The following is an 11,266-nucleotide window of genomic DNA, read 5'->3' on the forward strand; positions in this document are numbered from 1 at the left end:
CATTCTTAAATGAAGCTACGTACACTACATAAAATCTTTATCGTCTTCCTATTTTTAGGGGTTTACACGAATATTTGGTCGCAAAAATCAGAAGCAAACCCGCTAATGGACTCGCTTTCATACGTTTATCAAAAAAACGTGTATTCACAACCTGTTTTAGCCAAGGAAGCTGCGCAAAAATGGTTGGAAGAAAGTGAAAAACAAGGCTTAAAAATCCATACCATTAGAGCGCATTATGCACTTGCGAATCTTGGAAATATTTCGGGCGATTATAAAAGTGCAGTGAACGAAACCCAAAAAACCATTGCCCTTCTTAAAGAGCTCAATATGGAAAATGGTTTGGCGGCCAGCTATAATATTTTGGCATTGGGCTATAAAAACCTTGGCAACTACCCAAAGGCAATGGAAAGCTTTTTGGAGTGTTTACGGTATGCAGAAAAAATGGATGACACCCAGCAAGAAGCCAATGCCTACCAAAACATAGCTACCTTATATGTTTTACAAGAAGAGTATAAAAAGGCAACCGAAAATTTAGACCGTGCCGCGGACCTATATCGTGCTTTAGGTGATGATGATGGTGTTCTGGTTACTTTATTCAATTTCGCAAGTATTTTAAAAGAACAAGGTAAATATGATGAGGCTCGCGAACACTTTAAAACAGTGTTAGAGTATCGTGAAAAAGAAGGAAACAAAGCAGTAATAGCATACATCAACATGAATCTTTCCCAAATGTTGGTGAAAGAAGAAAAATATGATGAAGCCGTAATTTCTTTAAAGAAAACCTTGTCCCTTTTAAAGGAAGTTGAGTTTACGTCTGACATGGTGATTATTTTAAACGACCTTGGCTTGTGCGAAAGCAAACTAGGACATACCAAAAAAGCCATTTCCTATTTTGAGCAAGCGCTGCAAATGGGTGAAGAACAAGCTATAAAACAATATAAATCTGACATCTATAAAAACCTTTCCCAACTTTACCAAGATGAAGGCGATTATAAAAAAGCCCTGGCATTTTATGAAAAAGGTGTGAGTACATTATCACAGCAGAATTCTCTTGATAAAGAAAAATATGTTGCTGAACTACAAGAGCGGTATGAAACGCAACTAAAAGAAACCAGGATCAACCTTCTTGAAAAAGAACAAAAACTGGGCGAAGCAGAACTGCAAAAAGCAGAACTTACCGCAAAAAGACAACGCCTCATTAGAAATGTATTTATTGCCGGTTTTATCCTTGTCTTATTGTCATTGCTTATTCTGCGTCATCAATACGTTAAACGCTTAAAGGTACAGCAAGAATTAAGCTTACAGCGCGAAGAAAATGCCGATCAGAAAATCAACCAAATGATCAAAGATTATAGATTATCTGCCGTTGAAAGGTATCAACAAGGTCAAGATGAAGAGCGTGCACGTTTGGCTCGTGAAATCCATGACGGTATTGGTAGTGATTTGGCAGGGATTAAAATTGCTTTTGAGCATTATGTGGAAGACCAACAAGAGAAGCCACAGACCAAGCGAATATTAACGGCAATAAATAATGCGTGTACAGATGTTCGCGGACTGTCCCATCAATTACATCCACCGGCTTTTGCCGCACTGGGGTTTACCAATTTCTTGGGTGATTTTATTGACCAAATCTCCGCAAGTGATACTATAGATTTTCAAACCTTCTTTTACCCGGAAGAAGACATCAACAAACTGCCAGATGCCCTGCTTGCAGATGTGTACCGTGTTGTACAAGAATTGGTCAACAATATTCTAAAACATGCCGAAGCCACCAATGCGGAAGTACAACTTACCAAGCATTATGACCACTTGAACATTGTGGTCAATGATAATGGCAAAGGCTTTCAAGAACATAAAAAACAAGGAATAGGTCTACGAAATATTAAGGAGCGCCTTTCTAAAATGAAAGGTACTTTAGACATAGACAGTAGCGCCAGTAGCGGAACATCTATCACCATAGATATTCCATTAAAACAGACCATGTGAAGAAAATCAACATCATAATAGCAGACGATCACTTAATGTTTCTTGAAGGGATCAACACCATTTTAGGTGACATGCCAGAAATTGGAGAAGTTCATCTTGCCACAGAAGGAAAACAGGTGGTACGGCTGTTGAACCAGTTTGACATCGGCTTGATCATCAGTGACATCAATATGCCAAAAATGGACGGTATTGAGTTGTTGACCGAGATAAAAAAGAAGCACGGTACCGTAAAAATTATCATGCTGAGCATGTTAGACAATCATAGAACGGTACATAAGGTCATTCAAAAAGGTGCAGATGGTTTTGTGCCCAAATTTACCAGCAAAGAAGAACTGCAGAAAGCGGTACGTACCGTTTTAGATGGCGAACAATACTTTTCTGAAATTATTAAGCAACGCTATATGGAAAGTATTTTTGAGCGAAAAAAGTACAAGAATATTGAACTTTCTCCCAGAGAGAAAGAAGTATTGTCCCTGTTGGCAGACGAGCTGACATCGAAAGAAATATCGGAAAAATTATTTATTTCGGTTAATACCGTGGAAACCCACAGAAAGAATATCCTGTTAAAAACTGGCTCAAAAACCACAACAGGAGCTGTAAAATATGCTATAGAATCTGGCTTGTTTGATTAAAACTAGAGCATTATTACATCTGAATACCCTCGGCTTCCACTTTTAATTTGATAAGGGCTAAGGTCTCATCATAGGAGATATTATCATTTTCTTGACTTACCATTTCACCAAAATACAAATGCCCCGTTTGTATATCGTAGTACGTAATATACAGCCCCGTTAAGGGGTTTTGCCATTTCTCATTGTTATCATTGTCTATGGTTTTATCCTTCAGGTATTGCACCCAAGCAATTTTTGACAAACTGGATTTATCTAAAATGATTTTCCGGTAATTATCGTCTATTTCATAATTAGGAAACGAGGCATCCAAATTGGTCTGAATACGTTGTTTTATGACCTTTTCTATGGTATCAAAATTGTTCAGAGTAGCCGAAAGCATAAACATTTGCGGGTGCCATTGATTTTCAATATTCTCTAGCGGAATGTCAATAAACCCCTCAGGATGGGCTTCCGTCTTAATGAACAAAGACATGGTATACGGAATATCCAACTCCTCATAAACACTGTTCAGCCTAGCAACAAACCTTTTAATTACATCATGTAAAGCAGCCGTTTCTATTTCCCCCGGAACAAAAATCTCAAACCTATCGTTCTCAAATTTTATTTCAGGTATATCATTTACAAAATCGGCTTTTACGTTTTGTCGTGTTTCATAGCGCTTGCGTTCTCTTTCGTAAAGGTCCGCAATTTTCAAGTTTTCTTTTCCATAGTAAGATAAGGTGTCATTCTCCAATAGCTCTTTTGGATTCACATGGCAGTAGAATTCAATTTCGGGTATTTCTTTATGAAAAATAACTACGGTAAACATGTTCGGGTTCATGGTAGCGGCATTAAAGAACCTATTCAGTTCCCTAAAACCTAACTCGCCCTTGTGTTCTTTTTCTAAGTAATGTTCTAAATTCTGAGTAGCTTTATTGGTTGAAATTCCACCCATAAAACGGGAAAAATTGCTTACAAAAATGAAAAACAGCACTAACAAAACGCCTATAACAATCAATGTTTTCATACCTGAAATTTTATAAAGTGAAGTTACCGTGATTGCCTTGTAAGCACCTCACGGAATTCCGTGAGTTTTACATTTCACTTAAATGGGGTGCTTAGAAACTAACGTGCTAAAATATCTTTGAAGTATTCAAAATTACATCTAAAAAACAATCATAATGGGATTACAGGAAAAAAGAGCCGCAAAAGCAATTGAAGAACAATATGTAGGGGATTACCAAAAAGAAATCAATGAAATAGTAGGTAAAGAATTACCTATTAACATTAATTGGGACACCTTTGAAATGGATTATATAAAATTTGTACCAAGTGTATGTTTACAACGTGTTACAGATGCCTTTAAAGAAGTTTGTTCAGATGATTTAGGTAAAGAAGCTATTGCAGAAAGTATTAATAGCATTGAGGTATTCTGTATTGCCAATGACGGTGCAGAAGACAAAAAAGAATTGAAAATAGCAGATGGTGTATTCTCACTAACTGCATGTTGGGGAGGTCACCACAGCGGGTATTTCTCTGATCTGGTTATAAGAGAATTCTTAGAGAACAATCTTTAAGAGTATTGGTCTATAAAGACTATATTGTTACAAAAAAAGGAAAGCCAAGTTGGCTTTCCTTTTTTGTTTTCATCAATCTTATTTTAAGCTTATAAACACTTCTCTATACGATCCTGCAGTACCATTTTTGACGCCACACTCTTTAACCCCTTAGAAAAGTTTAAGCATACAGTAAGCACATTGTTTTGTAGGTTTACTGTATTTTCCTCTCCCAAGTGAAACGACAGCTCTTTTACAGCGTTTACAAACGCTTCTTTGGCTAATGCGTCCGCAGCTATGGCTGCTAATGTTTCTTGCAATAGCACTATTGTTTTCTTTGCATAGTACTTTTCAAGATCTTCTGGTTTTTCTGCATAGTCATAATTAATGACAATTGCCTTACCCAACATTTTCTCGACCGATTGCTCTACATCCCTGATTTCCTTTTTAAGTTGAAGTACGGTTGGTACATCGTCTGCATTTGGCGTAAAAGGAATGTTACCATCTGAAAATTGATATAGGTAATTTTCAATATTACCTAGCGAGATCGAAGCAATGGAATGCAACTCTACATATTGTAAATCTGGTTTATGGTCATACCAATTCCCCAATAAAACAATACTTTTTTCCGTATCATAATTAATGAAGTACCCAGAGACATTACCTCTACTGGTACCAATAGACACGTTAGGCATTTGAGGTTTTTCTTTATTTCGTTCTTCGTCCGCTATTCCTTGAAGGGTTTTGAGTACCTGGGAAATTTCTAGTACAGGTAGCTGCAGCATTGTCTTAAAATCCATAGTTCTGTTTTAATTTAAGACAGTAAAGATGGAACGTATAGCGCTAAAATTAATACCCGTTTTCAGTGATATTGCATCTTCAATAACAGTTAATGCATATTGGTATTTCATTTTAGGTGAAGCGCTTTATTTATTCACCTAAAACGCTAATCCAAAACTTGATTGATTGCCGTCATTCTTTTTAGAAGAATAGGCACGAACAAAGCAAATTTAGCATTGAATTCTTCTTGCGATGCAGCCGTGTTTATGGTTTTCACCATACTGCCCCAACTGTTGAATAAAGCTTCTTCGGCATTTTCACCATCGGTATCCATATTCATGGCTTTTACCAGTTTAAAATTCTCATCATCATTGTAAAAACCGGTAGTCTTCACCATTTCAAAAATGTTCTCAAGGATGCTTTGCGTAGCTAGAAGTTCGGTTACGCCAAGTGTTGCTTCTTGTGATGTTTTGATAGCTTCAAAAACGTCTATCATTAAATTCTGTACCTCATCATTGATACTCTCGTCTAAATATGTCAAAATCGTATGTGTTTTAGTTGTTTGTTTGTGTTCTATAATGGTTTTTTTACGCTGATATTTAAAGTAACTACCAATAGGTACCCACCAAAAATGTCATTCGAATAAAGGCAATGACACTTTCGTTGCTGAGTGCTATTGGTGCTTTTAAATCGGTTACCTCATCATCATCTATGAATACAACAAAGAGTCCGTCTTTAAAAGCAAGCAAAACATTATCAATTGCTTTTTGCTCATCGGCGAGGTCCTTATTTGCCAAATCGCCAAAATCTACTTTACCGCTTTGTGCCTGATCCTGAATTTCTGCGGGACTTAAAAAACCGACCACATTGACTTCCATTCGCTTTTTGTTGAAAGCCGCCACTTGGTTTTTTACGCAACCTATTAAAAGTTCCTCAAGATTCTTTGGAGTTTCCACTAAGGTGAAAGGCACTTGCTTTACCTTTTTCTTACCGAGTCTTTTTAGCTGTAATGTAATTTCCATTGATCTCTGTTTTGTTTTGCGTTAGGGATTGTCGTGGAAAGCCCACAGTGCGATAGCACGCGGACTTGCAACAAAAGCCCGACCCCACCTAAGTGGGGTAACGCCATTATTCTTGTTATTTAGCTATTTATCTGCGCCAAAATTGTTGGATCTTGTATTTTATTATCCTCTGATAGTAACTTCATTTTTGAAATGATCTCGGCAGATTTTGGGTCGTCATCCACAAAGGGTAAAAACATACGCCCCCTGTGCTGACTATGCACTGGAATTATTGATAACGACAAGCCTTGTTTGCTTACTTGACCGCTACCTAAATGTATACTGTACTCGCCCAACGTGCCCTGTATAAATATGTGACGCTCTTTAACCGTTATATTGCTCAGCTTAAACAATTTTGCCGACTCTTCTGCCAAGGCAGCACGCATTTGCATGGTACTGTGGCTTGCTTCTGGATCTACACCACCAACATGGGCTACACTTACCACAAGATCCATATCTCTCATAATCTCACTAAAAACCACAGCCGGAATTTCTGTTAGCGGAATACGCTCATGCGTTTCAATGGAGTGAAAACAGACTTCTTCTAGCGTTGGTGCTTCTACATCTGACGGGGAATACCAGTCTGCCATAGCATACATGGTGGCAATGAAACCGCGTTTATGATATACTTTCTGTAAGCCTTCTTCCCTACTCACCGTCCAGCCGCGACCCCTTAAAAGTGCTACGGTCTGCTTGGGCTGAATTTGATGCCCTTGGTAACGCTCAGACCTATTGCTGTGCTCGCGCTCATCTTCAGTAAGTAGATACAATTCTCTAAATACCTGCTTAAAAGGCTGCACCAAACGCTCTGCAAAAAGGTGTTTCTGATATACATCCCATTCTACCGCTGTATATAAATGCGATGCGTGGGCAATGACCAACTCATCTTCTTCTTGCAATTGATGGGTTTTTCCAGAAACGTCTGTAAGGCTACCATCGGTATAGAAACCGGAGATTTCCTTATTGGGAGCGAACAGTACCAATTTGCTCAACATCACCTTCACGATAGGATGCTGCATCATTTTATGAATCTCCAAAGCGGTAAACTTATCTTCATTTACCATAGCATTCTCTAGCGACAAACGTGTTCTACTATATTGCCTTGAGAGGTAGGTTTTATTCTCTTTTAATGCGATTACCTGCTTGTCTTTTCGCAACTTGGCCGGTATGGATTTTAAAGATTTATCACCTTTTGCAACTATAATTTCGGCTTTTCCAAGATCATTGATGACCAGAGTAATTTGGGTATCTTCAATAGTCAACACCGCATTTTCCATTATAGTTTGGGTTGCCTTTGCCTCCATTGCCCAACCAAAACGTACGCGATCTAGATAACCCGCATTCCTTGACAAATTATCTAGTGCAATTTCTACCGCTGCCTTTTCACTTTCCTGGCGCTGAGCCCCAAACTGCTTGCTTTCCTTTAAAAAATCTTGCAACAGGTTATAACGCTTCAACAAATCTTTTTCAGGTACGGTTTTGCTCAACGGAATCAACCCTAAGGCACGTACATAATCTTTATCTCGCTTATCTTTTATCTTCTTTAAGGTCTCGGTAATTTTAACCTCGCCCAACATTACACTGGAGTATAATTTTACCAGTCTGTGTGCATTACCATCTGTAATATATTTAGCGGCATCATGCAAAATTTTCCAGTTGGCTTTACCCAAACTGCCATATACTTTATTGAACCAATCTATATCAATGGCACCCAACGAAAAGTCCGATTTTGGAATATTGGAATACCTTGAAATAATGGTTTCTTTCTCGCTACTCATATAATCAGATGCGTGCGCTTGAAACCACCAAACGGCATCTTCCAGTTTTTCCAATCCTAGATATTCACCAATAACACCTGCCCACTGGGTAGCGTAGCACGCCACTTCTATTAGTCGTTTTTTAGATATTTTATGCTCGTCTGCAAGTGCTACAAAATCAGCATAACTTTCGGTTTCCTTAAATGTCGTCTTCTTTAAAATAGCGCTGAAAAGTGATTTTTTACTATTACCATAATAGCTATAACCACGCTCAAAGGTATCTTTACCCAAACGCTGCAACACTTTAAAAACATAGTCTACCCCTTCAACGGTATTAATGGAAAAAATATAATCCGTTGCCGGTGTCACCAAATCTCCCCGTTCCAGCTCAGTTTCCAACAGGTTCGTTTTTAAGGGTAAAAACACATGTTTAGGCACTAAATTTTCAGTTAGCGTACCTCTGCGAATTCTATAATTATAGCCACCATCTATAATGGTCATTAGATCATTGGAATACAGTGCTTGGAAAAGTAGGTCGTCATCATTTATCAATCCTGCTTTATAGAGCCTTAAGGTTACTTCTACATCTGGAAAATTAAGGTTGCCAGAATTTCGTTTTTCCCTGGTAATTTCCTGTATATCCGTAACCGTATCAGGATGTCCAAGATCCTGTGCCACCAAGTACATTTGAATGTCCCAGAATCTTTTTAAATCTTCATTACTTAATAAATTAATCTCGCCAACACTTAGATCACCTGCATACGATGTAATAATATTTGCCCAGTTAGCGGTTATGGAATGATGGTACCCACTTAATTGAAATTTATAATTTTGCAACCTTTTGGGAAATGAAGCCACCATGTCTTCAAAAACATCCAGTTTATAGGAAACAATGGTTTCCCTATCCGCATATACTATGAACAAGCGCCTGATTATAGTAATGTACGTTCTTATTTTGGTATAATAGTTTTCTTCGCTATTGATATTTAAACCCGTTAAATCTGGATAAAATTGTTTTATATAAGGTACCAGTTCTTCATACTGTCCAAAAGGATAACTCTTATGGTTTAGAAAACGCAATACGGCACTCATTTCAAAATCGTTCAACTTACTTTGTTCGTACCAGGCTACCCAAACATTGGACAATGGTAAATTATGTAAACGATCTTGTGCCGTGGCATGCTCATCTAGTTTTTTCATATCATGAAGCCCTCGGTTAATAAAGGTGGTGTCGTTCTCACCTTGATAGCCCTCCATCTGATATTCATACGTACCATTTTCAGCAACCAGAGCAATTAATGCATTGACAGTGGTAATTATCTTATCAATGTCAATGATATCCTTAAATTTAAAGTCTGAAGACTGAGAGGTTTTAATACCCAGCTTATCCAAGAAATTAGATTTAACCTCAAAACGAGGCTGTGGCTGGTAAAGGGCACTTAAGTTATTGTAATCTACGGTACCAAAACCGTTACTGAAATTGTATTCATCCTTATTTTTAACGAACTTATTTAAAAGTACTTGTTCATTTTTGGAGATTTTGGGTCGCTCCTTAAATGTAGCCACCTGAGCTTCTACAAAATCTGGATATCTGTTCTCAGCATCTAAAATGGTAAGTATCTCTAAACCTGCCAATCGTTGGTCAATACTTTTTGCCGTAACCAAGTTGCCGGCACTCTGTTTTATGGTATCATTAGGTAAAGACACCAGCAGTTGTATTACGGCGGTACGCATACTTTTGTTCTTCCGTTTCAACAGATCTTCGGCAATCTCCAAATCGGTATCGTACAAATGCATTTTGCGGAAAATGTTGAGTCCCGTTGCCATAACACACTCATTTCTATTGTACACAGCCTTTCTTGCCAACGCCCTACGCCATGAGTATTGATCATAGTTTAGCTTTACTTTTTTCTCATCTGTCTTATAATGGTGAAACGCATAACTATAATGTATTGGAAAAACTTTACGAATGTAAGTCTCCCTAAATTCTGACGGCAATTCATCCAAATCGTTTGCCATAAGCTCCAGCTGCTGTTCCGTTGCCTCATGCAATAAAAACTGATAGAAATATTGAGAATTAGGGGTAAAACTCCACCAAGAGAAAATCTTGCTTTCATAAGTTTTTCCCCTATCCTCAACTGTTTTTGCGACCTCTAATAATTTGGTAAACGTATCATTATCCAACTGCATTTCCGGTAAGTTAACCGCCATCCAATGATCTAGGGCATAATCTTTACCTAATTCTTGTATAAAATATGCAACCAAAGAATCATTGGTACGATCCGTTTTACTCATAAAGTAAAGCGCTAGAATTTTCTTGTTCCTATCGGCTGAAGAATACACGATGTCCAAGGCTTTTGCATTGGCTTTATCAACATCCAAAATACCTATAGCCCATAATGCCACATACACCTCAATATTATCTTTACTTTTCAGAAGTGTGTCTACTTCCTTTAAGTTCAGAATTAAAGAGTGCGCCAGTTCCAAAATACGATTGATGACCGATTTCTTAGGCGCCTCCCAGTTTAACCCAAACCAGGTATTTACCGCCCTTACAACGCTGCTGAAACGGGTAATATCATTCTCTAACACTACATTGATCATGTATTTTAAAGACTGGAGACCTGCTTCATCCATAGATTCCAGAATGGACTGTCGCAATCCTTCTTGACGTTGAGCAGCCAATAATAGTTTACCCACCATGTCCCAGTGTTTTTCATCTTCCGACAGTAATAAAGCTTTGATAATATCTTGACTTACACCACCAATTTCATCTTCACCTTGTAAAATATCGTTCAACAGCTCATTGAACATATCACCACTATTTTGCAAAACAATAGCGAAAAAAACACTGTTGCCATGTGGGTAATATGTGCTGTATTGAAAATGTTCTTGCAAGCTTAATCCACAAAAACCAACACGGCTATTGTATAAAAATTGACTAAAAATAGTTAGCTTATTCTGTAAAATATCTTCACTTGGTTGTGATCTAAAGGCTTTGCGATCATAGCTTCTTTGGTAAGGCATGGTATTGATAAAATCCCACATGGCAGATAAATACGGTGCTTGTACCACGCCAAATAATTGTATACCCAAACGCATACCTTCTTCGGTCAACCAAGGGTTTATGGTCAAGGGATCATCAAACTCATTAATGAAATCGTTACTATTATAATATTCATATTTCTCCTTCTTTATACGTCCTAGAATTTGTCCAAGCCTTCTGTAAGGCTGAGAAAATGAACGAAACTCAAAACGATCTACGGCTGGTTTTTGGTGTTGGGCTATATATTTTTGCGCTTTTTCTGCTGGAATCATATGATGCTATTCTTTATGCTTTATATTCTGAAATGATGACATTACGGATTGTATCTACATATTAACTTATGCTGTACAATGTTATTTTACAGTCTCCAATTAATTATGGCAAGTTAGCCGGAAAGTAACTTTTCTTTCTACCGGAATTTGGGGATTTTTCAACCTACAGGATTTTTTTAATCGTCAATATCACTGAA

8 protein-coding genes are annotated in these 11,266 nt (G+C 37.7%); 3 read left to right on the forward strand and 5 right to left on the reverse strand.

All coding sequences use genetic code 11. The features are described from left to right. Positions 1–9: 9 nt before the first annotated feature. Positions 10–1,986 carry a tetratricopeptide repeat-containing sensor histidine kinase gene (locus tag VBZ51_RS01940; RefSeq protein ID WP_091606447.1) on the forward strand — a complete coding sequence of 659 codons (1,977 nt, stop codon included), beginning with the start codon at positions 10–12 and terminating at the stop codon, positions 1,984–1,986. Then, positions 1,983–2,618, forward strand: a complete 636-nt coding sequence (locus tag VBZ51_RS01945) for a response regulator transcription factor (protein ID WP_074672347.1) — start codon at positions 1,983–1,985, stop codon at positions 2,616–2,618. Before VBZ51_RS01940 ends, VBZ51_RS01945 begins: the two co-directional genes overlap by 4 nt. A 13-nt stretch (positions 2,619–2,631) precedes the next feature. On the opposite strand, the gene VBZ51_RS01950 is transcribed toward VBZ51_RS01945, so the two are convergent. Next, a complete protein-coding gene (locus tag VBZ51_RS01950) occupies positions 2,632–3,624 on the reverse strand; it encodes a hypothetical protein (protein WP_416575894.1) in 993 nt (330 codons plus the stop codon). Between the two features lie 154 nt (positions 3,625–3,778). Between VBZ51_RS01950 and VBZ51_RS01955 the strand changes: the two genes are divergently transcribed. Continuing rightward, complete coding sequence (locus tag VBZ51_RS01955) at positions 3,779–4,174, forward strand: hypothetical protein (protein ID WP_071341433.1); 396 nt, start codon at positions 3,779–3,781, stop codon at positions 4,172–4,174. A gap of 89 nt (positions 4,175–4,263) precedes the next feature. Here the strand turns inward: VBZ51_RS01955 and VBZ51_RS01960 are convergent, their stop codons facing one another. From VBZ51_RS01960 to VBZ51_RS01975, 4 genes are all read right to left on the reverse strand, one after another. Then, positions 4,264–4,953: a hypothetical protein gene (locus VBZ51_RS01960; protein WP_416575895.1), complete on the reverse strand. Its 690-nt coding sequence runs from the start codon at positions 4,951–4,953 to the stop codon at positions 4,264–4,266. 146 nt (positions 4,954–5,099) lie between these two features. Then, positions 5,100–5,474 carry a hypothetical protein gene (locus VBZ51_RS01965; RefSeq protein ID WP_416575896.1) on the reverse strand — a complete coding sequence of 125 codons (375 nt, stop codon included), beginning with the start codon at positions 5,472–5,474 and terminating at the stop codon, positions 5,100–5,102. A gap of 67 nt (positions 5,475–5,541) precedes the next feature. Further along, entirely contained in the window at positions 5,542–5,955 is a 414-nt protein-coding gene (locus VBZ51_RS01970) for a hypothetical protein (RefSeq protein ID WP_091606457.1), read from the reverse strand. A gap of 119 nt (positions 5,956–6,074) precedes the next feature. Further along, complete coding sequence (locus VBZ51_RS01975) at positions 6,075–11,069, reverse strand: DUF5724 domain-containing protein (RefSeq protein ID WP_416575897.1); 4,995 nt, start codon at positions 11,067–11,069, stop codon at positions 6,075–6,077. Between the last annotated feature and the right edge of the window lie 197 nt (positions 11,070–11,266).

Origin of the sequence: Maribacter sp. HS (genome assembly GCF_048059195.1) — a bacterium.
GTDB lineage: Bacteria > Bacteroidota > Bacteroidia > Flavobacteriales > Flavobacteriaceae > Maribacter > Maribacter dokdonensis.

Coding starts and splice junctions, on each gene's coding strand:
- VBZ51_RS01950 (WP_416575894.1), bottom strand. CDS start 3,624: ATGAAAACATTGATTGTTATAGGCGTTTTGTTAGTGCTGTTTTTCATT.
- VBZ51_RS01960 (WP_416575895.1), bottom strand. CDS start 4,953: ATGGATTTTAAGACAATGCTGCAGCTACCTGTACTAGAAATTTCCCAG.
- VBZ51_RS01955 (WP_071341433.1), top strand. CDS start 3,779: ATGGGATTACAGGAAAAAAGAGCCGCAAAAGCAATTGAAGAACAATAT.
- VBZ51_RS01970 (WP_091606457.1), bottom strand. CDS start 5,955: ATGGAAATTACATTACAGCTAAAAAGACTCGGTAAGAAAAAGGTAAAG.
- VBZ51_RS01940 (WP_091606447.1), top strand. CDS start 10: ATGAAGCTACGTACACTACATAAAATCTTTATCGTCTTCCTATTTTTA.
- VBZ51_RS01975 (WP_416575897.1), bottom strand. CDS start 11,069: ATGATTCCAGCAGAAAAAGCGCAAAAATATATAGCCCAACACCAAAAA.